This window comes from Caballeronia sp. LZ062, from assembly GCF_031450785.1.
Lineage (GTDB): Bacteria > Pseudomonadota > Gammaproteobacteria > Burkholderiales > Burkholderiaceae > Caballeronia.
In genome coordinates this window covers 2,101,584-2,128,147 of record NZ_JARTWB010000002.1, presented here as the reverse complement: position 1 = coordinate 2,128,147, position 26,564 = coordinate 2,101,584, and the positions used below count along the sequence as shown (strand labels likewise).

Sequence of the window (26,564 nt, the reverse complement as noted above, 5' to 3'; positions counted from 1 at the left end):
CAAACAGGCGGCGGTGACAAGCGGCCGCGCGTCGAACGCGGGAAATCCGCATCGGCGGGTGCGTCCGGTTCCGAACGCGTCACCGCCAATGCGGCGAAACTGCATCAGATCGTGCCGCCCACCGTCATTTTCTCGATGCGCAGCGTCGGCTGACCGACGCCCACCGGCACGCTCTGGCCTTCCTTGCCGCACACGCCCACGCCGCTATCCAGCGACATGTCGTTGCCGATCATCGTCACGTATTTGAGCGACTCGGGGCCGCTTCCGATCAGCGTCGCGCCCTTCACCGGGTACGTGATCTTGCCGTCCTCGATCATGTATGCCTCGGACGCCGAGAACACGAACTTGCCGTTGGTGATATCCACCTGACCGCCGCCGAAATTCACCGCGTACAAGCCGTTTTTCACCGACGCCAGAATCTCCTGCGGATCTTTGTCTCCGTTGAGCATGTACGTGTTCGTCATGCGCGGCATCGGCAGCGCGGCATACGACTCGCGGCGCGCGTTGCCCGTCACCGGCATCTTCATCAGGCGCGCGTTGAGCGAGTCCTGAATGTAGCCCTTCAGAATGCCGTCTTCGATCAGCGTCGTGCACTGCGTCGGGTTGCCTTCGTCGTCGATATTGAGCGAGCCGCGGCGATTCGGCAGCGTGCCGTCATCCACCACGGTGACGCCCTTCGCCGCCACCTGCTCGCCGATGCGGCCCGCAAACGCCGACGATCCCTTGCGGTTGAAATCGCCCTCCAGCCCGTGTCCGACCGCCTCGTGCAGCAGCACGCCCGGCCAGCCCGGCCCGAGCACGACGGTCATCGCGCCCGCCGGGGCAGGGCGCGCTTCGAGATTGACGAGCGCCGCATGCACGGCGTCATCGACGTACTTCGACAAGATATCGTCCGTGAAATAGCCGTAGTCGAAGCGACCGCCGCCGCCGCCCGTGCCGATCTCGCGCCGGCCGTTCTGCTCGGCGATCACCGTTACCGACACGCGAACGAGCGGCCGCACGTCCGCCGCCAGCGCGCCGTCGCTGCGCGCGACGAGCACGACGTCGTATTCGCCCGCGAGGCCGGCCATCACCTGCGTGATGCGCGGATCGCGGCCGCGCGCCATCTGTTCGACGCGCTCCAGCAGTTTGACCTTGGCATTGGCATCGAGCGAATGGAGCGGATCGGCGGGCACGTACAGGTCGCGGCCCGAGACGCCCGTGAGCGTGCTCGCCGGCTTGATCTTGTGCTTGCCGCCGCCCGCCTTGGCGATTGCCCGCGTGGCGAGTGCGGCCTGGCGGATGGAGTCGGGCGAAAGATCGTCGGAATAGGCGAAAGCCGTGCGCTCGCCCGAGACGGCGCGCACGCCGACGCCCTGATCGATGCTGAAACTGCCTGATTTCACGATGCCTTCTTCCAGACTCCACGCCTCGCTGCGCGTGGACTGAAAGTACAGATCGGCGTAATCGACGCGATGCGTGAAGATCTCCGCGAGCGTGCGCGTGATGAGACCCTCGTCGAGGCCGTACGGCGTCAGGAGAACGTCCTTCGCCGTGACCAGGTTGCGGATGCCGGGTTCGATGATGTTCATGCGGTGCCTATTGCGTTGGTGCAGCGTGTTCGGTGAATGTCGGACAATTCTACTGTCCGCGTTGTTCAGGCCATGTGCGGGATCACTTCCACGCGTTCAAGGCCGTTGAAAAGCCTATTTTCGAGATGTGGCGCGTCATCGCGATATCGGCCATCGCGTAGGAACGCTTACGCGATCACCCGATGCCGATACGCGGGCAAACTCTGTCGCACGCTCGCGATGCGCTCGGGATCGATCACGCCCGCGACGACGCCCGCGCCTTCCTCGCGCACGGCGACGACCTCGCCCCACGGGTCGATGAGCACGCTATGTCCCCACGTGCGGCGGCCGTTCTCGTGCTTGCCGCCTTGCGCGGCGGCGAGCACGTAGCACTGGTTCTCGATCGCCCGCGCCTTCAGCAGCGTTTCCCAGTGCGCACGGCCGGTGGTGTACGTGAACGCGGAAGGCACGACCATCAGCGCGCAATCGCCCATCTTCCGGTACAGCTCGGGAAAGCGCAGGTCGTAGCAGACGGACAGCCCCACGCGCCCGAACGGCGCCTCGAAAGTCCGCACGTCCGCGCCGGGCACGATGCTGCGCGCTTCGTCGAACGATTCGTCGCCCTTTTCGAAATTGAACAGATGAATCTTGTCGTAGCGCGCGACCTGCTCGCCGTCCGGACCGAAGACGAGCGATGTATTGAGCACGCGCGACGCTTCCGGCGACTTCAACGGCAACGTCCCGCCGATTACCCACACGCGGTGTTTGCGCGCGGCATCGGAAAGAAACTGCTGGATGGGGCCGTCGCCGGGCGTCTCGCGGATCGCGAGCTTGTCCGTGTCCTTGAAACCCATGAAGCAGAAGTACTCGGGCAGCAGCACGAGTTGCGCGCCGCCTTCTGCCGCCTCGGCAATAAGCTGCCCGGCGTCGGCGAGATTGCGGTCGCGATCCGGCGTGCTCACCATTTGCAGCGCGGCGACCGGGAACGGCCGCACGGTGCTTTCGCTCGATTGTTCGGTCATGTTCGTGGCGCTGGGTTGGTCGAAGATGGACGCCGCCCGCGCGCCTTGCGACGAAAACTCGCTTTTATTGAGCGGCTGACGGACGCGCGACGGCAGCGGGTGATTCGATCTTACCCTGATCGCCATGCAGGCGCTGAACGACCGGCTTGCTCCACGATCCGGTGATCGAATAGTCGACCGCGAACGCTTTCTTGATCGACTGCGACAGCGCGAGGTCGGCGGCGAGCGCGCCGAGACCGAGCAGCGGATTGATCACGGCTGCGCCGAGCGCCACCGCGCCCGCGCCGACGGTCGGGATCACCTTGACGTGAAGGTCCTGTGTCTTCTTCGGCAGATCGACCGTGCCTTGCATCTGCACGCGGGCGGGAGACGTGATCATCGAAAGATCGTCGGTTCGGCCGATGCCATTCTCGATGCGCGCGTTGCCCGTGACCTTCTCGAACGGCAATCCCTTGCCGACGACATCCGCGAAATGCAGCGTCAGCAGATTCGCGAGGCTGCGCAGGCTGAAGATGCCGAGCCACTTCGCGGCGGCGGGCGCGCGCAGAATCTGCCCGTGGCGCAAATCGACGGCGACTTTGCCGTCGAGCGTATCGAGGTCCACCGCGGTCGGACCGCCGTTCCAGCCCGCGTGACCGGACACCGAACCCGTGCCGGCGTTCACGGTATGCGGCAGGCCGAAGCGGTCCAGAAACTGGCCGCCGTTGTTCACGTCGAGCTTGAAATCGACGGACGTGCGGCGCGGGATGGATTCGTCGTCGCGTGGCGGCTCTGCGCCCGGCAGCGTGCGCCAGATGGCGTTCGCGGTGAAGGTCGCGTCGGGGTTGGCAAGCTGCAACTTGTCGAGCGTCCAGATCGGCTCGTCGGCGACGACTTCGTTGTGCGCGTCCACTTCGAACCGGCCGAGATCGTGGCCGCGAAGAAAGAGCTGATTAACGATCACATCGATGGACGGCATGTTGCGCGGCGGCTTGCTCATCGCTTTTTCGGCGGGCGCGTTGTCCGACTTCTCGGGAATCGCCACTTTGTCGAGCCGCGCCTGCACCGCGCCGGGACCGCCCTTGACCGCGCCGGGCGTGAACGCGACGTTGCCCGTCACCTGATCCGATGCGATGTTCGCGAGCCATTTGCGATTGTCCGATTCCTCGTGCGCGTCGATGGCGATGTTTTCCCAGCGCCGGTCGAGGAGCTTCAACGTGCCGATGTGCAGCGCGGCGCGCGTCGGCACGAACTGGCGAACGGTGTCGCTCGCGGGCGCGGAAGGCGCGGAAGGCGTCTTTTGAGCCGCCGTTGCATCCGCGAACACCTTGCGCCACGCATCGGCGTCGAGCGTGTTCAGGTCCACGTCGGCGACGACGCCTTCTGCCGGCAAGTCGGCGGGTCTGTTCACGGTGATCGCGCCGCGCACGGCTTTCAACGTGGCGCGCATGTTCATCGGCTGCGCGGGGTTTTCAGGATCGACCTTGACCTCGGCCCGGCCGACCTGCTGCAACAGGTAATGCGCCTGCAGCGGCCCGAGCGTGAGCCGCGCGTCGTGCAGACCAGACGCGCCGCCGGACGCGGGCGCGAAGCTCAGCGCGAACGGCATCGGCGCACCCTTCGTCTTGCCGAACGGCGCGGGCAAGTCGATGCCCACGCCCGTGAGATCGGCGCTGCCTTGCACGGTCGGCAGCGCTTTCTTCGCGCCGCGCACGTGCAGTTCATAGGGCGCGGCGCCGTCGATGCGCGACAGAAGCTGCGTGACCTGCGGCGTCATGCGTGCGTTGAAGCGCGCGGCGGCGTCGGTGCCGATGCGCCCGTTCACATCGAACGTATAGCTGCCGTCGGGCCGCACGCCGCCTGTCGCGCGCACGTCGCCGCCGAGCAGTTGCGCCGTGAGCGAGTCGAGCGTGACGGTCTTCGCCGCGAACGCCGCGCGGCCCCGCAGATGCGTGAGCGGCGGCAGATTCCCATACGCGACTTCATTGTCGGCGAAGGTCAGCGAGCCTTTGTACTCCGTGCGCAGCGGCGCAAGCGGCGGCGGCGGACGATAGCGCGGAATGCCGAGCGTGAGCGCGAGCGACGCGCTGCCCTTCGCGTCGAGCTTGCGCGTGGCGTGCTTCGCCATCAGGCCGAGCGAGCTGTTGTCGACGTATTGCAGCATGTCGGCGAGCGGGCCGTGCGCCTGGCCGTCGATCCACAGCTTCGCCTCGCGATTGCCCGTATCGTCGATGCGTCCTGTCACGCGCGACACCGCGACGCCCTTGTAATGCCCGCGATGAATGTCGAAGCCGAGCTTGTTCTGCGCGAGCGTGAACGTGCCGTCGATGCCCTCGAACGCCGGCCAGAAGTTCGGCATGCCGTTGGCCATCTTGCGCGGCGGGAAGGGCGACGGGTCGAACTTGCCGCCCGTGAACGGCGCTTCGATGCGAAACACGCCGGCATCCGGAAACTTCGCGTAAGGAAAGCGCGTGAGATCGCCGTGGACTTCGAGCGTGGCATTGCGCGCGGTGCCCGCCTGCAACGCGTGGCCGAGATAAACGCGCACGCGCTCATTGAGGCTCGTCGGCAGATACCGGACGAGGCGCGTCGCGTTCATATGCGCGATCTTCGCCTTCAGGTCGAGGTTGCCGCGTCCGTGGCCCTGATTCCAGTATGCGGCGGTGATTTCGCCTTCGGCGTCGGCGTTCTTCACGCGCAGCGTATCCAGATGAATCGTGAACGCGCGGCGCAATTCGCCCGGCGCGATGGCATCCGCGACCGTCCACGTTGCATGACCCTGCAGCGAATCGAACAGGAGGCGCGGATCGTCGAAGGCGCCGGGAATGGTGACCGCCGCGTTTTTCGTATCGATGCTGATGCTGCCTTGCGACTCGTTCGCATCGACCGCGCCCCACAGGTTTTCGATGCCCGGAATGCCGGCGCGCGGATGATTGTTGGCGGTGAGCCCCGGCGGCGGCTCCTGCGCCTGCACACTGATGCCCTGCAATTCGCCCTTGAACGCGTAGTGCAGCAGCTTCGCGTCGCCTTTCTCGCGCTGACGCTTCACTTCGTCTTCGCTGCGCGGCGGCACGCGTTCGGTGTAGATCGTGTAATTGGCGATCTGCCCGCGCGGATTGAAACGCACGAGTTCGTTGAGCACGCGCGCCGGCACCGGCAGCGCCCGCGTGAACTCGGCGAGGATGCCGAGATCGACCTGATCGCCCGTCACGCGGAAAAGCTGGCCCACGTTCACCGCCGCCGGACGATACGTCGCGCTCAGCGTCTGCGAGGTCAAGAGCCGCGCGACCGGCGTGCCGTCGTCGAACGCGGGCTGGCCGAGTTCGGCGCGCAAGTTGGAGAGATTCAGCGTGTAAGCGCCGTCCTTCTTGTCGACGGTCCAGCCAAAGCGCGCCACGGGAAGATCGAGGCGCGGCTGCGTCGCCCGCACGCGCAGCGCGATGTTGCCGCCTGCGAGATCGCCGTTCGCCGTCTGCAACTGCCCGCGGGCGAAGTTCAGCCAGATGCGGTTTTCCACGCGGCCGTCGTAGATGGCGAACGGCATCTTCACGTAGCGCGCGAGCGTCGGCAAATCCAGCGGACCGGTCGAGACATACAGGCGGCCTGTCCAGTTCGCGGGCGCGCCCATCGCGCTGAACGGCTCGTGACGGAAATCCGCGCGCAGATCGAGCGGGCCGTGCAGCACGTCGCCGTCGGGAGGCGCGGCGAGCGCCATGCGATGACGCAGGCCGTCGTTCATGATGGTCAGCCGCAGCCGCTTGAAGGCGATTTCTGGCGCGGCACGCTCGGCGTCGCGCCAGCGCAGCGTGCCGTCGCGCAGGAGGATGTGCTCTTGTCCGAGCAGCCATGTCGTGAACGCGTTGGACCCTGTGCGATGCGTGGGAATCGGCACGCCCGCGACAGTGATCTCGCCCTTCGCGTTGCGCGCGACGATGACGTCGGGGCCATCGACAGTCAGGTCCGCGAGCTTTGGCTTGAGTTGCACGAGCGAGCGCCACGCGACGCTCGCGCTTGCATGGGGCACCGCGAGCCCCGGCGAGCCGTCGGCGGCGTCGATGCGAAGATTGTCGATGTCGATGGTCGGCTGCATGCCCGACCATCGCGCGGAGAGCCGGCCGATGCGCAATTGCGCATGCATCCGTGAGGACACGGCCTCTTCGATGCGCGGCCTGAACGAGTCGATCTGCGGCAGCACGACATAGCGCAGGCCGAGATAGATGCACGCCACCGCGAAATACAGCACGGCGGCAACGACGAGAACGACTTTGAGAACGCGCGACAGAACACGCTCGGCGTCGGCGCTGGGCTTGGCTTGTCCAACTTCGGTCGGGTCGACGGATCGTCTGCTGTCGGACATGCTGCGGCTGTTCGGCGATATGGTAGTTTTGCGTGTTTGACGCTGAAATGTAACACAGGGCATGGCGCGGACAGCCGCGGCGCGCGCACGCCGGACCGCCCGCAAACACGCGTGCAGCAAGCCTTTCCGGCAGCGCGTCCGAGTCCGGCGAAGCGTGTCGCCGACGCCCGCGCCCAGAAGCATTCGACGCAAAGCAACCTGCGAGCCTAAGCATTCATGACCGACGTGACTTTGCGCAGTTCCGACTATTCCAACTATGCGGCCCGCGCCTACGCGGCGCGCGCCGAACTGGCCGCGCACGTCGCGCAGTGGGCGCAGTTGCCCGTCACGCGCGAGTGGATCGAGGCGCGTCTGAACGCGCACTGCGAGCACTGCGCTCCCGGCGGCATGCTGGACGAAGCCGCGCTGAAAACCGCGCTGCGGCGCCTTCGCGTGGACGTGTTCTGCACGGTCATGGAGCGCGATCTGCGCGGCGCGGCCGATGTCGCCGAAGTCACCGGCGCGATGACCGATCTCGCCGAAGTCACGATCCAGTGCGCGCTCGCGGTGCTGACCGCGGACCTCGAAACGCTCTTCGGCGAGCCGCGCGGCCCGAATGGCGAGCGGCTGACGCTCGGCGTTGTCGGCATGGGAAAGCTCGGCGGGCGCGAGCTGAACGCGTCGTCGGATATCGATTTGATCTTCGTCTATGAAGACGACGGCGAAACTGCCGGCGGCAAGCGCGCGCCGCTCCCGACGCAGGAATTCTTCACGCGGCTCGGGCGGCGGCTGATCGGCGCGCTCGCGGAAATCACGCAGGACGGCTACGTGTTTCGCGTCGATATGCGGCTGCGTCCGAACGGCGATTCGGGGCCGCTCGTGTGCAGTCTCGGCATGCTGGAAGAGTACTTCTACGTTCAGGGCCGCGAATGGGAGCGCTACGCGTGGATCAAGGCGCGGCTCGTCTCCGAGCGCGAAAGCGAGTCCGCGCAACGGCTCGCGAAGCAACTCGACGCAATCGCGACGCCGTTCGTCTACCGCCGCTATCTCGATTACGGCGTGATCGCCGCCATTCGCTCGCTGCATCAGCAAATACGGCAGGAAGCGCGGCGGCGCGCGTCCATGCGCCCCGACAAGGCCGACGACATCAAGCTCGGGCGCGGCGGCATTCGCGAAATCGAGTTCAGCGCGCAAGTGTTTCAGTTGATTCGCGGCGGACAGGCAGCGGAATTTCGCATTCGGCCGACGCTCGACGTGCTCGAACGCGCGGCGGCAAACGGGCTGATTGCGCCTGCGGTGAGCGATGCGCTCACCGAGGCGTATCTCTTCCTGCGCACGGTCGAGCATCGTCTGCAATATCGCAACGACGCGCAGACGCACGCGATGCCCGTCGCCGACGAGGAGCGTGCGCTGCTGGCCTCATCGCTCGGCTTCGCGGATTACGCCGCGCTGATGGCGAAGCTCGACGCGCATCGCGAATTCGTCGAGCAGCAATTCGACGCGATCTTCGCCGACAAGGTGAGCGGCGAGGGCGGCTGCGGCGTCGCGGACGATTCGGCGGCGTCGTGGATCTGGAGCAGCGCGCTCGCCGACGATTCCGCGCAGGAGGAACTCGCCGCGCGTCTCATGGAACTGGGCTTCGCGAACCCGGCGCCGGTGCTCGCGCGGCTGACGGGCGTGTGGAATTCGTCGCGCTATGCCGGGTTGCCGGAGCAAAGCCGCGGGCGCTTCGACATCGTCGCGCAGCGCGCGCTCGAAGCCGTGCAGTCCATCGACGCCGCGCGCCGTGTCGATACCATCACGCGGCTCTTCGATCTGCTGGAAGCGACGGCCAAGCGCGGCGCGTATCTCGCGCTGCTGACCGAATACCCGGCGGCGCTGGATCGCGTGCTCTCGGTGTTGTCGGGCTCGCGCTGGGCGGCGGGTTATCTGATCCGCCATCCGCAACTGTTGGACGAATTGCTCGACGACGAAGCCATTTCGAGCCCGTTCGACTGGGACGAATTCCGCCGTTCGCTGAACGCGCGTCTCACTGCCGCCGAGGATGCGGAACATCAGATGGATTTGCTGCGCCACGCGCACCAGGCCGAAGTGTTCCGTATTCTGCTGCTCGATCTCGCCGGGCGGCTGACGGTCGAGCACCTGAGCGACCGCTTGTCCGAACTTGCGGACGCGGTGCTCGACGTGACCGTCGAAACTGTCTGGAAGCAGTTCCCGAAGCGGCATCGCGAGACGCCGCGCTTCTCCGTCATCGCGTATGGAAAGCTGGGCGGCAAGGAACTGGGTTACGCGTCCGATCTCGATCTGATCTTTCTCTACGACGACCCCGACGACGCCGCCTCCGACATCTACGCGATGTTCGCGCGCCGCCTCATCACCTGGCTCACGGCGGCGACGGGCGCGGGTACGCTCTTCGACGTGGACCTGCGGCTGCGGCCGAACGGCGAGTCCGGCTTGCTGGTCACGAGCCTGGATTCGTTCCGACGCTATCAGCTGCGCGAAGGCGATGCCGCCAATACCGCGTGGGTGTGGGAGCATCAGGCGCTGTCGCGGGCGCGCTTCAGCGCGGGCGATGCGGACATCGGCGCGCAGTTCGAAGCCATTCGCGCCGACGTGCTGGTGATGGAGCGCGATGCGGCGGCGCTCGCGCTGGAAATCGTCGCCATGCGCGAGCGCGTCGCGGCGGGGCATCCGAATCGCACCGATCTGTTCGACCTGAAGCATAATCGCGGCGGCATGGTGGATATCGAGTTCATCGTGCAGTACTGGGTATTGCTGCATACGCGTACGCACCGCGAGTTCCTGCGCAATGCGGGAAACATCACGCTGCTGAGGATCGCGGCGCGAAGCGGCCTTATTTCCGAGAGCGATGCAGAGACCATCGGCGCGGCGTACCGGCATTACCGGAAGCTGCAACACACGCTGCGGCTCGACGGCATGGAGAAGGCGCGCGTCGATCCGGCTGTCGTGCGGGTGGAGCGGGAAGCGGTGACGGCGCTGTGGCGGCGCGTGTTTGGGGATGGGATGTAAGTGGCGGGTGGCTTTGCCGAACTGGCGAGCGAGCGGCGCATGTTAGCGGATGCCGTTTGGACAACGCGTGAGCGGCGGCGCGATGTCGGCGGCGGGTGCGCGGGTCGTGCTCGGACGCTGCGATAAACGCTGCGGCTCGACGGTATGGAGAAGGCCCAGATCGAGCGCGATGATGTGCCGAGGCTGCGGCGGCGGGCTTTTGATGATGCGCCTGTGAAAGGCGGGTGGTTTTTTCGCCGGACCGGCCGGCGAGCGGCGTGCGTTCGGCGAGGCCGTTTGAACAACGCGTGAGCGGCGGCGCCAGGTGGGCGGCGCGTGCGTGATGTGTGTCCGGAAGCTGCAACACACGCTGCGGCTCGCCGGCATGCACAAGGCCCAGGTCGAGCGCGATGATGTGACGAGGCTGCGGCGGCGGGCTTTTGAAGATGCGCCTGTGAGAGGCGGGTGGTTTTTTCGCGGGACCGGCCGGCGAGCGGCGTGCGTTCGGCGAGGCGGTTTGAACAACGCGTTAGCGGCGGCGCGATGCGGGCGGCGGTTGCACGGGTGCGCCCGGACGCTGCGATACATGCTGCGGCTCGACAGCATGGCGAAGGCCCGAGTCCAGCGCGATATGTGCCGAGGCTGCGGCGGCGGGGTATCGGTGATTCGATGTGAGAAGCGGGTGTTTTTCGTGCGGCTGGCCCGCGAGCGGTTGGTGTTCAGCGACGCCATTGGAACGACGCGTGAGCGGCGACGCGATGTGAGGGGCGGGCGCGCGGGTGTGCCCGGATGCTGCGATAAACGCTGCGGCTCGACGGCATGGAGAAGGCGCGCGGGGAACCGGCTGTCCCGCGCGGCGCGCAAAAGAGGGCTGTGGCGATGAGGTGATGGCGTGGTAGCGTAAGCCGCGTCCCGCCCCCGCCGCCGAACTCACGCCGCCAGCATCTCCTTCGCGTGCTTGCGCGTCGTCGCCGTGATTTCGATACCGCCGAGCATGCGCGCCACTTCCTCGATGCGCTTCGCCTTGTCGAGCGGCGTCACCGTGCTGACCGTGCCGCCGGCATCGTCGGATGACTTCGCGACCTGGAAATGCTGATCCCCGCGCGCAGCCACTTGCGGCAAGTGCGTGACACACAGCACCTGACGGTCGCGTCCGAGTTGATGCAGCAGCCTTCCGACGACTTCCGCGACGCCACCGCCGATGCCCGTGTCCACTTCGTCGAAGATTAGCGTGGGCGTCGGGCTGGCGGTACTCGCGATCACGGCGAGCGCGAGGCTGATGCGGGCCAACTCGCCTCCCGACGCGACCTTCGCGAGCGGCCGAAGCGCCACGCCCGCGTGACCCGCGACGCGAAACTCGATCTGCTCGAGCCCGTTCGCGCCGCCTTCCGCGAGCGGCACGAGCGCGACTTCGAAGCTGCCGCCCGCCATCGACAGTTCCTGCATGCCTTCGGTGACGGCTTTCGAGAGCGCCTTGGCCGCCTTCGCGCGCGCCTTCGAGAGCGCTTTCGCTTCGGCGAGATAAGCGTCCTTCGCTTTTTCGGCGGCGGCGTTCAGCGCGTCGAGATCGGCGGCGGCGTCGAGCGCGGCAAGCTGCCGGCGGCGCGCTTCGTGTTCTTCCGGGAGAGCTTCGGGCTGAAGGCGGAACTTGCGCGCCGTCGAGTGCAATTGATCCATGCGCTTTTCGACTTGCGCGAGCCGGTCCGGATCGAGTTCCAGCCGCTGCGCGTAGTGCGACAGCGAGTACGACGCCTCCTGCAACTGAATCTCGGCCGGTTCGAGGGAGGCCAGCACGTCGTTGAGCGCCGGGTCGATGTCCGCCAGAGTCCGCAGCTTGGAGATGATCGCGCCGAGTTGCGAGATCATCGCGTCATCGGATTCGGAGAGCGCGCCGAGCGCGTTCTGCACTCCGTCGATGAGACTCGCCGAATGCGACAGCCGATGGTGCTCCGCGCTCACTTCCTCCCATTCGCCGGGCTGTGGCGCGAGCTTGTCGAATTCGCTCAGTTGCCACGCGAGACGCTCGCGCTCCAGTTGCAGTTCGCGGTCGCGGCTTTGCGCGGCATCGACGGCCTGCTGCGCCTCGCGATACGCGCGCCATGCGCGATTCACGGTGCTCGCCGTATCGACGAGACCGGCGTGCGTATCAAACAGCTCGCGCTGCGCGTCCGGCCGCATCAATAATTGATGCGCGTGCTGACCGTGGATGTCGACGAGCATTTCGCCTACTTCGCGAAGCTGCGTCAGCGTGGCCGGCGTGCCGTTGATGAACGCGCGCGAGCGGCCGCTCGAATCGATCACGCGGCGCAGCATCACGGTGTCACCGTCCTGCGAGAGCGTGTGCTCGTCGAGCCAGCGAACCACGTGCGCGTGCGTGCCGAACTCGGCGGTGATGTCCGCGCGCGGCTCGCCCGTGCGCACGACGCTCGCGTCGGCACGCGCGCCGAGCGTGAGCGCAAGGGCGTCGATCAGAATCGACTTGCCCGCGCCGGTTTCACCCGAAAATACCGTGAAGCCCGAATCGAATTCGATGTCGAGCGCGGCAACGATGACGAAGTCTCGAATGGAGAGATGACGGAGCATGGACGCTTCGGGAAGTGTTCGGCGAAGTTGTGCGGTCAGACAGACGAGTCCTGCGAGGGATGCTCGTTCCAGTGGAGCTTCTTGCGCAGCGTGGCGTACGTGCTGTAGCCGACCGGATGCAGAACCGGCACGGTGTACCTGGAGCGCCGCACCTCGATGGCGTCGTTCAGTTCGACCGCCGTGAAGGACTGCATGTCGAAGTTCACGTTCACGTCGCGCCCGCCGATGATCTGAATGGTGACCTTCGAGTCGTCGGGCAGCACGATCGGACGGTTCGAAAGCGAATGCGGCGCAATGGGCACGAGCACGAAGCCTTGCAGCTGCGGATGCAGGATCGGCCCGGCCGACGACAGCGCATACGCCGTGGAGCCGGTCGGTGTGGCGACGATCAGCCCGTCGGAGCGCTGGTTGTACATGAAGTGGCCGTCCACCGAGACGCGCAACTCCGCCATGCCCGAAAAGCCGCTGCGATTCACGACTACGTCGTTGAACGCGAGCGCGTGGTAAATGGGCTTGTCATTGCGCACGATCCGCGCTTCGAGCAGGCTGCGCTCCTCGCGCTCGAACTGCCCGGCGAGCATTTGCGGCACGCGTTCGCGCATTTCCGCGAGCGGAATGTCCGTGATGAAGCCGAGCCGCCCGTGATTCACGCCGATGAGCGGCGTCCTGTACGGCGCGAGCTGGCGGCCGACGCCGAGCATGGTGCCGTCGCCTCCTAGCACGACGGCGACATCCGCCCGCGCGCCGATTTCCGCGATCGACAAGCCGGGATATTCGCTCACGCCGACGTCCTTCGCGGTGCCCGCTTCGAACACGACGTCGAAGCCCTGGTTCGCAATGTGCTCCGCGAGGGATCGCAGCGGCGCCTCGATGCCGGGTGTGTTGGTTCGCCCGACAAGGGCGACGGTCTTGAATTGGCCAATTTCCATGCCGGCATTACACCATAGGTGGAAGGCGAAAAGAACCGGGCGCGCGCGGTCTTGGGCGCGTCCGGTTTGTCGCTAGAATGGAGCAGACATTGAACGATCGGCTAACAGACGGACGCGGCCCGGAACGGCGCGCTGAAGCGGCGGCACCGGTCGCCGCGTCCTGACACGTTGCGCTAAAATTTGCCCATGCTAGACCCACGTGCACAAACCCTCCTAAAAACGTTGATCGAGCGTTACATCGCCGAAGGTCAGCCGGTCGGTTCGCGCACGTTATCACGGCACTCCGGTCTCGAACTGAGTCCCGCGACCATCCGCAACGTGATGTCGGACCTCGAGGACCTCGGCCTCGTCGCGAGTCCGCATACGTCGGCCGGGCGCATTCCCACGCCGCGCGGCTATCGCCTGTTCGTCGACACCATGCTGACGGTCGAAGCCCCGCAGGACGAGGCGATGACCACGGCCGTCAAGACGCGTCTGCAAGGCGAGGAGCCGCAGAAGATCGTCGCGGCAGCGGCGAGCGTGCTGTCCAGTCTGTCCTCGTTCGCGGGCGTGATCCTTACCCCGCGCCGAAGCCATATGTTCAAGCAGATTGAGTTCATGCGGCTGTCGGACAAGCGCATTCTGCTGATCATCGTGACGCCGGAAGGCGACGTGCAGAACCGCATGATGGCCACGCAGCGCGACTACTCGCCCTCGCAACTCACGGAAGCCTCCAACTACATCAACGCGCATTTCGCGGGCCTGTCCTTCGACGAAGTGCGCCGCCGGCTGCGCGAGGAAATCGACCAATTGCGCGGCGACATGACCACGCTCATGCAAGCGGCGGTCGTCGCGAGCACGGCCGAGACCGATCCCGGCGAGACCGTGCTGATTTCCGGCGAGCGCAATCTGCTCGAAGTCGCGGACCTTTCGTCCGACATGGCGCGCCTGCGCAAACTTTTCGACCTCTTCGACCAAAAGACGAGCCTCCTGCAATTGCTGGATGTTTCGAGTCACGCGCAGGGCGTGCAGATCTTCATCGGCGGGGAATCGAATCTCGTGCCGATCGAGGAAATGAGCGTCGTGACCGCGCCGTACGAAGTCAACGGCAAGATCGTCGGTACGCTCGGCGTGATCGGCCCGACGCGCATGGCCTACAACCGCGTGATTCCCATCGTCGATATCACGGCGCGCCTCTTGTCCATGTCGCTCAGCCAGCAATAACGCGCCTTTGCCGGCATCTTGCCGCGCCTCGGACGGCGCCGCCACTCGGCCGTTCGGCCAATGCTCTGCGTCGGAACGCGCCGCTATAATGGCCTTCACCTTTCGATGACTTTCGGCTGCCTTGCCCTATGCGTTTCGACCTCGAGTTGCCCTCGCAGCCCAGCGCCTCCCATCGTGTCGCGGTGCTGCTGATCAATCTCGGCACGCCGGACGCGCCCACGCCGCGCGCGGTGCGCAAATATCTCGCGCAATTTTTGAGCGATCCGCGCGTCGTCGAAATCCCGTCGTTCATCTGGCAAATCATTCTGCGCGGCATCATCCTGCCGTTTCGCGGGCGGGCATCGGCTAAAAAGTACGCCCAAGTGTGGATGCCTGAAGGCTCGCCGTTACGCGTCTATACGGAACGGCAGGTCGAAGGTTTGCGGCGGCTTTTCGCGGCAAACGACTATCACGTGATCGTCGACTACGCGATGCGCTACGGCACGCCGGGCATCGGCGCCATGCTGAATCAGCTGAAGCTGGAAGGCGCCGACCGCATTCTGTTCGTGCCGATGTATCCGCAGTATTCGTCGTCGACCACGGCCACCGCTTTCGACGACGCCTTCACTGCGCTCAAGCGCGTGCGCAATCAGCCGGAGATCCGCACCATTCGCCACTACGCGGATCATCCGGCCTATATCGCAGCGCTCGCCGAGCAGGTCCGCGACTACTGGCGGCAGCACGGTCAGCCGGACTTCGCCTCGGGCGACAAACTGGTGCTGAGTTTCCACGGCGTCCCGAAGCGGACCATGGACTTAGGCGACCCTTATCACGACCAATGCCAGTTGACGGGCTCGCTGCTCGCGTCGGCGTTGGGGCTGACGCCCGTGGAATGCCGCGTGACGTTCCAGTCGCGCTTCGGCCGCGCGGAGTGGCTTCAGCCGTACACCGCGCCAACGCTCGCGGAACTGGGCGCGGGCGGCGTCGCGCGCGTGGACGTGTTCTGCCCGGGCTTCACGGCGGACTGCCTCGAAACCATCGAGGAAATCGGCATGGAAGTGCGCGACGAATTCCTGAAGGCGGGCGGCAAGCAATTCCATCGCATTCCCTGCCTGAACGCGTCGCCGGCGTGGATCAAGGCGCTAGGCGAGATCGCGGCACAACATCTGCAAGGATGGCCGGTACAGGCCGCGCAACCAGTGACGGTAGCGGCCTGAATCCGCTCATCGCACGAGAATCGCCATGAATTACAAGATCACGACGGAACCGGGCGCGCGTCTGCGCATCGACAAATGGCTGTGGGCAGCTCGCTTCTTCAAGACGCGTTCGCTCGCGAGCGACGCGGTCGAGAAAGGCCGGGTGAGGATCGGCGGCGCGAACGTGAAGCCGTCCAAGGACGTGCGCGTGGGCGATATCGTGGAGATCGATATCGAGCGGGTCGTGTGGCAAGTGCAGGTGCTCGGGCTTTGCGACGTGCGCGGGCCCGCGCCGGTGGCGCAGACGCTCTATGCCGAGACGGACGAAGGCCGCACCAAGCGTCTTGCCGAAGCAGAACGGCGCAAGACTTTCCGCGAGCCGGCGGCCGAGATGCAGGGCAGGCCGACCAAGCGCGACCGCCGCATCATCGACAGATTTTCAGGTTCGGATTGAAGAATTCTTCGACCGTCGCGTGCACGCCGCCGTACTCGGTGGTACGGGCGGTCAGTGCGCCGGACATGCAGATGGTCGTGGTTCCCGCGACGAGTACCAGTGCGACCACCGCGATGGCAAAGGTCAGTTTCATGGTACCCCCGGAAAGCGGGAAAGGCGGCCGTACGACCGCGCGAGGATCAGGAAAGTGGCGACGCGTAAGCGGTTTGAAGCAATCGTAGGATTAGGGTAAACGTGCGTCCTGCGGTGCTCAAACGAAGTGTAGGTGAGCCGTTGCATTCCCTCAATCTCAATTTACGCGATGCGGCGAAACGTCCGTTACCGCTTATTTCGCGCGCGCCCGCACTGGCACACTGACGTTCAGATTTTGATCTGACAAAGCCTTGAAAACTTTTCCGCTGCCCCAATTTCGGCAGCTAGCGCGAGGAAGCGCGTCGGCCGCTTGATGACCGGCGGTATTCCCGATCCATCCATTCACGGTAATGACATTCAGCGACATGGAAAACACGCAAGAGAATTCAGCGAGCCAGAACCCCACGCCCGCCGACGAAAACGCGCGCCAGGCCGCCGACTCCAATCAGGCAGGCACGCAGGCCGCCGCCGACGGCAGCGCCACACCGGAAGCTGCCGCTCAAGCCACCGAAACCGCACTGGCGGAAGCCCAGGCTCGCGTGGCCGCGCTTCAGGAGGAATTCCTGCGCGCCAAGGCCGAAACGGAAAACGTGCGTCGCCGCGGCCAGGAAGACGTGGCCAAGGCGCACAAGTTCGCTATCGAAAATTTCGCGGAAAACCTGCTGCCGGTGCTCGACAGCCTCGAAGCCGCGCTCGCGGATCAATCCACCGACCTCGCCAAGGTGCGCGAAGGCGTCGAACTGACGCTGCGCCAGTTGACCGGCGCGCTGGAAAAGGGCCGCGTCGTCGCGCTGAATCCGGTCGGCGAGAAGTTCGACCCGCATCGTCATCAGGCCATCTCCATGGTGCCGGCCGATCAGGAGCCGAACACGGTCGTCGCGGTGCTGCAGAAGGGCTATATCATCGCCGACCGCGTGCTGCGTCCGGCGCTCGTCACCGTCGCTGCGCCGAAGTAAGCCCGCGAGGTTCGCGATCATGGCCAACGTGCCCGTCGATTCCACCGCTTTCTCTGTCTTCGACATGCAGGAACTGGACGCTGCCGGCTTCGACGCTGGGCTGGCGTCGGCGGGTGACGAACTGGCCGTCGTGTTCTTCTGGGGCCTCGACTGCTTCAACTGCGAAATCGCGAAGAAAGCGATGCTCGCGCAGCCCGAGGCCATTCGCGCGCTCGGGCTGAAGTGGTTCCATAGCAACGTGTACGAGCATCGCGAGTTGGGCCGCCGCTTCATGCTGCACGGCGTGCCGACGTGGTTTTTCTTCCACCGCGGCAAGCGGCTGGGCCGTGCGACCGGCTGGCACGGGCTCGCGCAGTTCCAGGCGGCAGTCGCGGCGGCGCGCGAGAAAATCCGCGCGGCGGCAGCAAAGGAATGACGCGAGCCGGGCGCAAAAAAGTTATAGACCGCATTGGATTCAGGGTCTTGAAAACGAAACCGGCGCTCTTATCTTGCGTACAGGTATGAATTTTGGGCGTTCGGCCCGTTGAATCGGCCGCAAAAGCCGGCGTTCCCCGGCCGCAGCGCCAAAGCGATCAAAGCTAGGAGAGTATAAAAAATGGGCAAAATCATCGGCATCGACCTCGGCACCACGAACTCGTGCGTGGCGCTGATGGAAGGCAATCAGGTCAAGGTCATCGAGAACTCGGAAGGCGCGCGCACCACGCCGTCGATCATCGCGTATATGGATGACAACGAGATCCTCGTCGGCGCGCCTGCCAAGCGTCAGTCGGTCACGAATCCGCGCAACACGCTGTACGCGGTCAAGCGCCTGATCGGCCGCCGCTTCGAAGAGAAGGAAGTGCAGAAGGACATCGGCCTGATGCCCTACAAGATCGTCAAGGCCGACAACGGCGACGCATGGGTCGAAGCGCACGGCGAGAAGCTCGCGCCGCCGCAAATCTCGGCCGAAGTGCTGCGCAAGATGAAGAAGACCGCTGAAGACTACCTCGGCGAGCCGGTGACGGAAGCCGTCATCACGGTTCCGGCGTACTTCAACGACAGCCAGCGTCAGGCCACCAAGGACGCGGGCCGCATCGCCGGTCTGGAAGTCAAGCGCATCATCAACGAACCGACGGCAGCCGCGCTCGCGTTCGGCCTCGACAAGGCCGAAAAGGGCGACCGCAAGATCGCCGTGTTCGACCTGGGCGGCGGCACGTTCGACATTTCGATCATCGAAATCGCGGATGTGGACGGCGAAATGCAGTTCGAAGTGCTCTCCACGAACGGCGACACGTTCCTGGGCGGCGAAGACTTCGACCAGCGCATCATCGATTACATCATCAGCGAGTTCAAGAAGGAGCAGGGCGTCGATCTGTCGAAGGACGTGCTCGCGCTGCAACGCCTGAAGGAAGCGGCTGAGAAGGCGAAGATCGAACTGTCGTCCACGGCGCAGACCGAAATCAACCTGCCGTACATCACGGCGGACGCTTCCGGTCCTAAGCACCTGAACCTGAAGATCACCCGCGCGAAGCTCGAAGCACTCGTGGAAGACCTGATCGAGCGCACGATCGAACCGTGCCGCACCGCCATCAAGGATGCGGGCGTGAAGGTCGGCGAAATCGACGACGTGATCCTCGTCGGCGGCATGACGCGTATGCCGAAGGTGCAGGAGAAGGTGAAGGAGTTCTTCGGCAAGGAACCGCGCCGTGACGTGAACCCGGACGAAGCCGTGGCCGTGGGCGCCGCGATTCAAGGTCAGGTTCTCTCGGGCGACCGCAAGGACGTGCTGCTGCTCGACGTGACTCCGCTTTCGCTCGGCATCGAGACGCTCGGCGGCGTGATGACGAAGATGATCAACAAGAACACCACGATCCCGACGAAGCACTCTCAAGTGTATTCGACGGCGGACGACAACCAGAGCGCCGTGACGATCAAGGTGTTCCAGGGCGAGCGCGAAATGGCGGCGGGCAACAAGCTGCTCGGCGAGTTCAACCTCGAAGGCATTCCGCCCGCACCGCGCGGCGTGCCGCAGATCGAAGTGACTTTCGACATCGACGCGAACGGCATTCTGCACGTCGGCGCGAAGGACAAGGCGACCGGCAAGGAAAACAAGATCACCATCAAGGCGAACTCGGGTCTGACGGACGCTGAAATCGACAAGATGGTGAAGGACGCCGAAGCCAACGCCGAGGAAGACCACAAGCTGCGCGAACTGGCCGATGCCCGCAATCAGGGCGACGCGCTGGTCCACAGCACGAAGAAGGCGGTTGCCGAGTACGGCGACAAGGTCGACGCTTCGGAGAAGGAAAAGATCGAAGCCGCGCTGAAGGAACTCGAAGAGGCGCTGAAGAACACGTCGAGCGACAAGGCGACGATCGAAGCGAAGATCGAGGCGCTGGCTACCGCATCGCAAAAGCTCGGCGAGAAGATGTACGCCGACATGCAGGCGCAGCAAGGCGCGGCGGGTGCGGCTGCCGGTGCGGCCGGCGCGGAAGCGGCATCGGCTGGCGCGAGCCAGCAGCATGACGATGTCGTCGACGCCGACTTCAAGGAAGTGAAGAAGGACTAAGCCGCAGGGCGCGTGGATGGCAACGTTCACGCGCTCGCGGTTTTTTTGCGATGAGGTTTCGCGCGAAAGAACCGCGGCAGGACGCGTTGAGCGTCTGACGTGAAACGCGCCTGGCGAGCCGAACGGCTCGACCGGGCACATTGTTTTTTTGGGGCGTCTTGCCGAGAGCCGATTTTTGGCGAGGCGTCAGAGGTTACGCGCGGGCCGTTTGGTCCGAAGCATTCGAGAGGAACCGTCGCGGTCACTCCGCGGCGGCATGGAACCGACATGGCGAAACGGGATTACTACGACGTTCTGGGCGTTGCGAAGAACGCGAGCGACGACGAGATCAAGAAGGCGTATCGCAAGCTCGCGATGAAGTATCACCCCGACCGCAACCCGGACAACAAGAAGGCGGAAGAGAACTTCAAGGAGGCGAAGGAAGCCTACGAGATGCTCTCCGACCAGCAAAAGCGCGCCGCGTACGATCAATACGGTCACGCGGGCGTCGATCCGAACATGGCGGGCGCGGGCGCGCAAGGCTTCGGCGGCTTTGCCGATGCGTTCGGCGATATCTTCGGCGACATCTTTGGGCAGGCTGCGGGCGGCGCGGCGCGCGGCGGTCGCGGCGGGCCGCAGGTGTATCGCGGCGCGGACTTGCGCTACAGCATGGAGATCACGCTGGAGCAGGCGGCGCACGGCTACGACACGCAAATTCGCGTGCCGAGCTGGGTCAACTGCAACGTCTGCCACGGCTCGGGCGCGAAGCCCGGCACGAAGCCGGAAACCTGCCCGACGTGTCACGGCCAGGGCCAGGTTCGGATGTCGCAAGGCTTCTTCAGCATCCAGCAGACGTGTCCGAAGTGTCACGGCAGCGGCACCTACGTTCCGGACCCGTGCGGCAACTGCCACGGCGCGGGCAAGGTGAAGGAAACGAAGACGCTGGAAGTGAAGATTCCGGCGGGCATCGACGACGGCATGCGCATCCGTTCGGCGGGCAACGGCGAGCCGGGCATCAACGGCGGGCCGAACGGCGACTTGTATGTGGAGATCCACATCAAGCAGCACTCCGTGTTCGAGCGCGACGGCGACGATCTGCACTGCCAGATGCCGATTCCGTTCACCACGGCGGCGCTCGGCGGCGAGATCGAAGTGCCGACGCTCGCGGGACGCGCGAGCTTCACCGTGCCCGAAGGCACGCAGTCGGGCAAGACGTTCCGTCTGCGCGGCAAGGGCATCAAGGGCTTGCGTTCGAGCATCGCGGGCGATCTCTACGTGCACGTGCAGGTGGAAACGCCGGTCAAGCTCACCGATCAGCAGCGCGACCTGCTCAAGCAGTTCGAGAAGTCGCTGACCGAAGGCGGCGCGCGGCATAGCCCGCAGAGCAAAAGCTGGTTCGACCGCGTGAAGAGCTTCTTCGACTGATACAGTCGATACGAGCATTGCCATGAAGATCGAAGCACGCAGCGCGGTGTTCGCGCTGCTCGACGATTGCGAAGCGACCGCCGAAAGGCGGTCGAGTCGTTTGTACGCGGACTTCTCGCACGAACTTGTGTGCGAAGACGGGCGCGAACTCGATGCTGTCTGCGCCGTCGTCGAACGCGATCTGACAAGCGGACTGCATGCAGTCGTCGTCGCGGACTACGAGTTCGGGCGCAATTTCCAGTTCGGCAGCGTCGGACGCGGCGGCGATCACGCGCTGCGCGTGCTCATGTTCCGCTCGTGCGCGCTGCTTTCACGCGATGAGGCGAGCGAATGGCTCGCGTCGCAGGATGCAAAAAGCGCCGAGCCTTCAGTCGCGGGCGTCGGCGGCATCGAGCCGAGCATCACGCGTGATGAATTCGACCATGCGATTGCTGACATCAAGCAGGCGCTGCAGGAAGGCGAGTCGTATCAGGTCAACTACACGTTTCGGCTGAATTTCGACGTTTTCGGCCCGCCGCTCGCGCTGTATCGACGGCTGCGGGCGCGGCAGCCGGTCAGATACGGCGCTTTAATCGCGTTGCCCGACGGGCGCGCGGTCGTGTCATGTTCGCCGGAGCTTTTCGTCGAGAAGCATGGCGACGTGCTGCGCGCGAAGCCGATGAAAGGCACCGCGCCGCGTGACTCAGACCCCGCCGCGCTTCACGATGATCCGAAGAATCGCGCTGAGAACGTGATGATCGTCGATTTGCTACGCAACGATCTCTCGCGCGTCGCGGTGACGGGCTCCGTGCATGTGCCGGCGCTTTTCTCCGTGGAGCCGTATGCGTCCGTGTGGCAGATGACGTCGGCCGTCGAGGCGCGCGTCGCGCCGCACACGAGCTTCGCGGCGATCCTGCGGGCGCTTTTTCCTTGCGGGTCGATCACCGGCGCGCCGAAGTACCGCACGATGCAACTCATCGATCAACTCGAGAGCACGCCGCGCGGACTCTATACCGGCGCGATCGGCTGGCTCGATGACAGCGGCGATTTCTGTCTCTCCGTTGCGATTCGCACGCTTGTCATCGACGCTGATCAGAAGCGCGGCGTGCTCGGGATTGGCGCGGGCATCGTGCTGGATAGCGTCGCCGCCAGCGAGTACGAAGAGTGTTTGCTGAAGGCGCGGTTCCTCACCGGCGCGGACCTCGGCTTCGAACTCTTCGAGACGACTTACGCCACGCAGGACGAAGGCGTGCGTCATTACGTGCGTCACGTCGCGCGGCTCAGAGAGAGCGCAGCCTACTTCGGCTTTCCTTTCGACGAGCGCGCTCTGGATGCGCAAGTCGCCGAGCATTGCGCGAGCTTCGAAGCGGGCACGCCGTATCGCTTGCGCATCGCGCTCGACAAGAGCGGACGTCTTACGCTGACGAGCGCGCCGCTCGCGCCGTTGCCGTCGGAAACGGTGGATGTGCTTCTGGCCGCCGAGCGCGGCTTCGCACCGCAGTCATCCGGCGATGTATTGCTTCGCCACAAAACGACGCGCCGCGCCGACTACGACCGCGCGTGGAAAGCCGCCGAAGCCGAAGGCGCGTTCGACATGCTCTTCACGAACGAGCGCGGCGAACTGAGCGAAGGCGGACGTTCGAGCGTGTTTGTGAAGCTGAACGGTAAGTGGTGGACGCCGCCCTTGAGCGCCGGCGTGCTGCCGGGCGTCATGCGCGCGGTGCTGATGGAAGAACTCGGCGCGTCGGAACGCACGCTGACCGCGCAGGATCTCGACCGCGCCGAAGCGTTGCTTCTCAGCAATGCGCTACGCGGCGCGGTCGAAGCACGGCTCAAACGCTAAAGCGAATCACCATTCGGCGACGCTGCCGTCCGCGTGACGCCACACCGGATTCCGCCAGCGGTGCCCGACCTTCGCCATCTCGCGCACCTTCTCTTCATTGACCTCGATGCCGAGTCCCGGCCCTTGCGGGATCGACACCATGCCGTCGTCGTACTTGAAGACTTCGGGATTCTTGATGTAGTCGAGCAGATCGTTGCCCGTGTTGTAGTGAATGCCGAGGCTCTGTTCCTGGATGAACGCGTTGTAGCTCACGGCATCGATTTGCAGGCAGGTCGCGAGCGCAATCGGGCCCAGCGGGCAATGCAGCGCGAGCGCGACATCGTAGGCTTCCGCCATCGACGCGATCTTGCGGCATTCGGTCAACCCGCCCGCGTGCGACGCGTCCGGCTGAATGATATCGACGTAGCCGCCCGCGAGAATGTGCTTGAAGTCCCAGCGCGAATACAGCCGCTCACCGAGCGCAATCGGCGTGCTCGTCTGATTGACGATATCGCGCAGCGCCTCGACGTTCTCCGAGAGCACCGGCTCTTCGATGAACATCAGCTTGAACGGATCGAGTTCTCTCGCCAGCACCTTGGCCATCGGCTTGTGCACGCGTCCATGAAAATCCACGCCGATGCCCACGTTCGGGCCGACCGCCTCGCGCACGGCGCGCACGTTGTCGATCACGCCTTGCACTTTGTCGAACGTGTCGATCATCTGGAGCTCTTCGGAGCCGTTCATCTTCACGGCCTTGAAACCACGCTCGACGACCGCACGCGCGTTGTTCGCGACATCGCTCGGCCGGTCGCCGCCGATCCACGAATACACCTTGATCTTGTCGCGCACTTGACCGCCGAGCAGCGCGTGGATCGGCACGCCGTGATGCTTGCCGAGGATGTCCCACAGCGCCTGATCGACGCCGGCAATCGCGCTCATGCCGATCGGGCCGCCGCGATAAAAGCCCGCGCGATACATCACCTGCCACAAGTCTTCGATATGACGCGGATCTTTGCCGATCAGATAGTCGGCAAGCTCGTCCACGGCGGCGGCCACCGTATGCGCGCGGCCTTCGACGACAGGCTCGCCCCAGCCAGTGATGCCTTCGTCGGTTTCGATCTTGAGGAAGCACCAGCGCGGCGGAACGATGAAGGTTTCAAGTTTCGTGATTTTCATGGGAGCGTCTCCAGCAAGGGTCTCCATAGTAGCAAAAAGCGGCGGCTCTGGTCCTATTAATAGTACTATTGACGCAAACCGGCTTGGGACGGAGCGCCCGTTCCCGCATAATCACGCCCGAATCAACAAGAGCGACGAGGAGTTCACCATTCACCGCGATCTGCATGGCCGCGTGGCGCACGAACTGGGCATGGCAGTATTGCGCGGCGATTTCGCGCCCGGCTCGCCATTGCCGCGCGAGGCGGACTTGATGGAACGCTTCGGCGTGAGCCGCACTGTGCTGCGCGAGGCGCTACGCACGCTGACATCGAAAGGGCTCGTCGAATCGCGGCCGAAAGTGGGCACCCGCGTGCGCCCGAAGGACGCGTGGAATCTGCTCGACGCCGACATGCTCGACTGGTATTCGCGCGTCGCGCCGCCCATGGTCTTCGCGCTCAAGCTGCAGGAAATGCGCGAGATGATCGAGCCTTACGCAGCCGCGCTCGCCGCCGCCAACCACGAGCCGAGCACGCTGGAACGGCTCGAACGCGCGCATCGCGCGATGTCGGACGCGCGCAACGTGGACGAATGGGTGCGCGCCGATCTGGACTTTCACTTGTGCGTGCTGGCTGCATGCAGCAACGAGTTGCTGGTGCCGCTGGGCGCACTGATCGCGCGAACGCTCGAAGGGCAGTTGCGGCTGAATGCGAAGCGCGCCGACGTATTCAACGCGTCGCTGGCCGAACACACGGCCGTGTTCGATGCCATCGCCGCACGCGACGCCGCCGCCGCACGTCGCGCGATGGCCGGTCTGCTCGGTGTGACGCGCGGACGGATCGAAGGCTGACGGCAGGCGAAAAAAAGCGCACCGTGACGAACGTCGCGGCGCGCTTGCCTTGTCGCCGAATCAGCGATCAGGAATGCTTTTCGATCAGCTCGACCTTGTAGCCGTCCGGATCTTCGACGAACGCGATCACCGTTTTGCCGCCCTTCACCGGGCCGGCTTCGCGCGTGACCTTGCCGCCTGCTTCGCGGATACGGTCGCAGGCTTGCGCCGCGTTATCGACTTCGAGCGCGATGTGGCCGTACGCCGTGCCCATCTCGTACTTCTCGACGCCCCAGTTGTACGTCAGTTCGAGCACGCTGTGCTCGCTTTCGTCGCCGTAGCCGACGAACGCGAGCGTGTACTTGTATTCCGTGTTTTCGCTCTGGCGCAGCACTTTCATGCCGAGAATGCGCGTATAAAAATCGATGGAACGCTGCAGGTCGCCGACGCGCAGCATCGTGTGGAGGAGTCGCATGGTGAGGTTCCTGTTGTGTTGAACGGCGGCTCGAAGCCGCAATTGCGGGGTATCCGAAATTGTACCGTTCGCCCTCGACACGCGCTCACAGGGTCGGCAACAGGTCCGGCGGATGATGCTTCAACGTATGCCGCGCCTCGCGGAACTCCGGAAAGATGGATTCGACGGTGCGCCAGAAACGCGGGCTGTGGTTCATCTCGCGCAGATGCGCGAGTTCGTGCGCGACCACGTAATCGATGATCGACATCGGGAAATGGATCAGCCGCCAGTTCAGGCGTATCTTGCCGTCGCTCGAACAACTGCCCCAGCGCGTCGCCGCCGACGACAACGCATACGCGCGAAACTCGACGCCGAGCTTCTGCGCGTACACCGCAAGCCGCTCGCCGAAGATGCGCTTGGCTTCGCTTTGCAGCCAGCTTTGCACGCGGTCCTTGATCTGCTGCGCGTCGGCGAGCGCGGGCAGGGCGAGCGCCAGCACGTTGGTCTCAGCATCGAAGGAAAGCGCGCTCGCGGCCGCGTTCAGCGATACGCGAATGGTCTTGCCGAGAAACGGAAACTGCGCGCCGTCCTTCCATTCGATGCGCGGCAGCGCGCGCTCTTCCACGCGCGTTTGCCATTCGGCGAGCTTGCGCAGAATCCAGCTTTGCTTGTCGACGATCGCGCTTTCGATGTCCGCGATCGTCACCCAGCGCGGCGCGGTGATCGTGAGTCCGGTCGCGTCGATGCAAAAGCCGATGGTGCGTCGCGCCGACCGCTTGAAGCGATAGTCGAGCGCACGCGCGCCGAGCACGATGCGCCGCAGCCGCACGCCTTCGGGCAGCGGCGCGGGCTTGGTCGCATCGGAAGGGGGAAGCTCGCCGCGCAGCGGCGCGGGCGCGGCGGCGGGCGCATGCTCGAACGGGAGATCGAGTTGCAGGGTATCGAGCGCGACGGCGGGGCGCTGTCGCGAGGGAGTCTTCTGCATCGGCTCGGCTTTGCGCTCACGGCGCAGAAATGACGACAGGAACGAGTAAGGCACGCCGCGGCT

At 65.0% G+C, this 26,564-nt stretch carries 19 protein-coding genes; 10 read left to right on the top strand and 9 right to left on the bottom strand.

Annotated elements, in window-relative coordinates:
- Window positions 1-104: 104 nt before the first annotated feature.
- The 3 genes from tldD to P9239_RS15915 form a co-directional block, all read right to left on the bottom strand.
- On the bottom strand, window positions 105-1,571 hold the full coding sequence (gene tldD / locus P9239_RS15925; RefSeq protein WP_309752521.1) for a metalloprotease TldD: 1,467 nt from the start codon (window positions 1,569-1,571) through the stop codon (window positions 105-107).
- 167 nt (window positions 1,572-1,738) lie between these two features.
- Window positions 1,739-2,572 (bottom strand): carbon-nitrogen hydrolase family protein, encoded by an 834-nt coding sequence (locus P9239_RS15920; protein WP_309752519.1) that lies wholly within the window; start codon window positions 2,570-2,572, stop codon window positions 1,739-1,741.
- A 64-nt stretch (window positions 2,573-2,636) separates the two neighbouring features.
- Window positions 2,637-6,908, bottom strand: a complete 4,272-nt coding sequence (locus P9239_RS15915) for an AsmA-like C-terminal region-containing protein (protein WP_309752517.1) — start codon at window positions 6,906-6,908, stop codon at window positions 2,637-2,639.
- Window positions 6,909-7,124: 216 nt separating this feature from the next.
- On the opposite strand from P9239_RS15915, the gene glnE reads away from it, so the two are divergent.
- On the top strand, window positions 7,125-9,917 hold the full coding sequence (glnE, locus tag P9239_RS15910; protein WP_309752514.1) for a bifunctional [glutamate--ammonia ligase]-adenylyl-L-tyrosine phosphorylase/[glutamate--ammonia-ligase] adenylyltransferase: 2,793 nt from the start codon (window positions 7,125-7,127) through the stop codon (window positions 9,915-9,917).
- 909 nt (window positions 9,918-10,826) lie between these two features.
- Here the strand turns inward: glnE and recN are convergent.
- Window positions 10,827-12,479, bottom strand: a complete 1,653-nt coding sequence (gene recN, locus P9239_RS15905; protein ID WP_309752512.1) for a DNA repair protein RecN — start codon at window positions 12,477-12,479, stop codon at window positions 10,827-10,829.
- Window positions 12,480-12,514: 35 nt separating this feature from the next.
- On the bottom strand, window positions 12,515-13,408 hold the full coding sequence (locus P9239_RS15900; protein ID WP_309752509.1) for an NAD kinase: 894 nt from the start codon (window positions 13,406-13,408) through the stop codon (window positions 12,515-12,517).
- Between the two features lie 186 nt (window positions 13,409-13,594).
- On the opposite strand from P9239_RS15900, the gene hrcA reads away from it, so the two are divergent.
- The 3 genes from hrcA (at window position 13,595) to P9239_RS15885 (ending at window position 16,240) form a co-directional block, all read left to right on the top strand.
- Window positions 13,595-14,611: a heat-inducible transcriptional repressor HrcA gene (hrcA, locus tag P9239_RS15895; protein WP_175939498.1), complete on the top strand. Its 1,017-nt coding sequence runs from the start codon at window positions 13,595-13,597 to the stop codon at window positions 14,609-14,611.
- 128 nt (window positions 14,612-14,739) lie between these two features.
- Window positions 14,740-15,807, top strand: a complete 1,068-nt coding sequence (gene hemH, locus P9239_RS15890) for a ferrochelatase (protein ID WP_309752503.1) — start codon at window positions 14,740-14,742, stop codon at window positions 15,805-15,807.
- Window positions 15,808-15,832: 25 nt separating this feature from the next.
- Window positions 15,833-16,240 carry an RNA-binding S4 domain-containing protein gene (locus P9239_RS15885; protein ID WP_309752500.1) on the top strand — a complete coding sequence of 136 codons (408 nt, stop codon included), beginning with the start codon at window positions 15,833-15,835 and terminating at the stop codon, window positions 16,238-16,240.
- On the opposite strand, the gene P9239_RS15880 is transcribed toward P9239_RS15885, so the two are convergent.
- Window positions 16,212-16,373, bottom strand: coding sequence for a hypothetical protein (locus P9239_RS15880; protein WP_175939501.1), 162 nt, complete (start codon window positions 16,371-16,373; stop codon window positions 16,212-16,214). The genes P9239_RS15885 and P9239_RS15880 overlap by 29 nt on opposite strands.
- 364 nt (window positions 16,374-16,737) lie before the next feature.
- Between P9239_RS15880 and grpE the strand changes: the two genes are divergently transcribed.
- From grpE to pabB, 5 genes are all read left to right on the top strand, one after another.
- Window positions 16,738-17,328, top strand: coding sequence for a nucleotide exchange factor GrpE (grpE, locus tag P9239_RS15875; RefSeq protein ID WP_309752497.1), 591 nt, complete (start codon window positions 16,738-16,740; stop codon window positions 17,326-17,328).
- Between the two features lie 19 nt (window positions 17,329-17,347).
- On the top strand, window positions 17,348-17,743 hold the full coding sequence (locus P9239_RS15870) for a thioredoxin family protein (RefSeq protein WP_309752495.1): 396 nt from the start codon (window positions 17,348-17,350) through the stop codon (window positions 17,741-17,743).
- Window positions 17,744-17,923: 180 nt separating this feature from the next.
- Entirely contained in the window at window positions 17,924-19,876 is a 1,953-nt protein-coding gene (dnaK, locus tag P9239_RS15865) for a molecular chaperone DnaK (RefSeq protein WP_309752491.1), read from the top strand.
- A gap of 267 nt (window positions 19,877-20,143) precedes the next feature.
- Entirely contained in the window at window positions 20,144-21,280 is a 1,137-nt protein-coding gene (dnaJ, locus tag P9239_RS15860; RefSeq protein WP_309752490.1) for a molecular chaperone DnaJ, read from the top strand.
- A 22-nt stretch (window positions 21,281-21,302) separates the two neighbouring features.
- Complete coding sequence (gene pabB / locus P9239_RS15855) at window positions 21,303-23,102, top strand: aminodeoxychorismate synthase component I (protein ID WP_309752489.1); 1,800 nt, start codon at window positions 21,303-21,305, stop codon at window positions 23,100-23,102.
- Between the two features lie 6 nt (window positions 23,103-23,108).
- Here pabB and dgoD read toward each other — a convergent pair whose 3' ends face one another.
- A complete protein-coding gene (gene dgoD, locus P9239_RS15850; RefSeq protein WP_175939507.1) occupies window positions 23,109-24,257 on the bottom strand; it encodes a galactonate dehydratase in 1,149 nt (382 codons plus the stop codon).
- Between the two features lie 190 nt (window positions 24,258-24,447).
- Between dgoD and P9239_RS15845 the strand changes: the two genes are divergently transcribed.
- Window positions 24,448-25,083: an FCD domain-containing protein gene (locus P9239_RS15845; RefSeq protein WP_309752485.1), complete on the top strand. Its 636-nt coding sequence runs from the start codon at window positions 24,448-24,450 to the stop codon at window positions 25,081-25,083.
- Window positions 25,084-25,150: 67 nt separating this feature from the next.
- Here the strand turns inward: P9239_RS15845 and gloA are convergent, their stop codons facing one another.
- Together gloA and P9239_RS15835 are read right to left on the bottom strand one after the other, a co-directional pair.
- Complete coding sequence (gene gloA, locus P9239_RS15840) at window positions 25,151-25,537, bottom strand: lactoylglutathione lyase (RefSeq protein ID WP_309752483.1); 387 nt, start codon at window positions 25,535-25,537, stop codon at window positions 25,151-25,153.
- Between the two features lie 85 nt (window positions 25,538-25,622).
- On the bottom strand, window positions 25,623-26,501 hold the full coding sequence (locus P9239_RS15835; RefSeq protein WP_309752481.1) for a SprT family zinc-dependent metalloprotease: 879 nt from the start codon (window positions 26,499-26,501) through the stop codon (window positions 25,623-25,625).
- Window positions 26,502-26,564 lie beyond the last annotated feature (63 nt).

Coding starts and splice junctions, on each gene's coding strand:
- P9239_RS15835 (WP_309752481.1), bottom strand. CDS start 26,501: ATGCAGAAGACTCCCTCGCGACAGCGCCCCGCCGTCGCGCTCGATACC.
- P9239_RS15885 (WP_309752500.1), top strand. CDS start 15,833: ATGAATTACAAGATCACGACGGAACCGGGCGCGCGTCTGCGCATCGAC.
- glnE (WP_309752514.1), top strand. CDS start 7,125: ATGACCGACGTGACTTTGCGCAGTTCCGACTATTCCAACTATGCGGCC.
- dnaJ (WP_309752490.1), top strand. CDS start 20,144: ATGGCGAAACGGGATTACTACGACGTTCTGGGCGTTGCGAAGAACGCG.
- hrcA (WP_175939498.1), top strand. CDS start 13,595: ATGCTAGACCCACGTGCACAAACCCTCCTAAAAACGTTGATCGAGCGT.
- tldD (WP_309752521.1), bottom strand. CDS start 1,571: ATGAACATCATCGAACCCGGCATCCGCAACCTGGTCACGGCGAAGGAC.
- hemH (WP_309752503.1), top strand. CDS start 14,740: ATGCGTTTCGACCTCGAGTTGCCCTCGCAGCCCAGCGCCTCCCATCGT.
- grpE (WP_309752497.1), top strand. CDS start 16,738: ATGGAAAACACGCAAGAGAATTCAGCGAGCCAGAACCCCACGCCCGCC.
- P9239_RS15880 (WP_175939501.1), bottom strand. CDS start 16,373: ATGAAACTGACCTTTGCCATCGCGGTGGTCGCACTGGTACTCGTCGCG.
- dgoD (WP_175939507.1), bottom strand. CDS start 24,257: ATGAAAATCACGAAACTTGAAACCTTCATCGTTCCGCCGCGCTGGTGC.
- recN (WP_309752512.1), bottom strand. CDS start 12,479: ATGCTCCGTCATCTCTCCATTCGAGACTTCGTCATCGTTGCCGCGCTC.
- P9239_RS15920 (WP_309752519.1), bottom strand. CDS start 2,572: ATGACCGAACAATCGAGCGAAAGCACCGTGCGGCCGTTCCCGGTCGCC.
- P9239_RS15870 (WP_309752495.1), top strand. CDS start 17,348: ATGGCCAACGTGCCCGTCGATTCCACCGCTTTCTCTGTCTTCGACATG.
- P9239_RS15845 (WP_309752485.1), top strand. CDS start 24,448: ATGGCAGTATTGCGCGGCGATTTCGCGCCCGGCTCGCCATTGCCGCGC.
- P9239_RS15900 (WP_309752509.1), bottom strand. CDS start 13,408: ATGGAAATTGGCCAATTCAAGACCGTCGCCCTTGTCGGGCGAACCAAC.
- dnaK (WP_309752491.1), top strand. CDS start 17,924: ATGGGCAAAATCATCGGCATCGACCTCGGCACCACGAACTCGTGCGTG.
- pabB (WP_309752489.1), top strand. CDS start 21,303: ATGAAGATCGAAGCACGCAGCGCGGTGTTCGCGCTGCTCGACGATTGC.
- P9239_RS15915 (WP_309752517.1), bottom strand. CDS start 6,908: ATGTCCGACAGCAGACGATCCGTCGACCCGACCGAAGTTGGACAAGCC.
- gloA (WP_309752483.1), bottom strand. CDS start 25,537: ATGCGACTCCTCCACACGATGCTGCGCGTCGGCGACCTGCAGCGTTCC.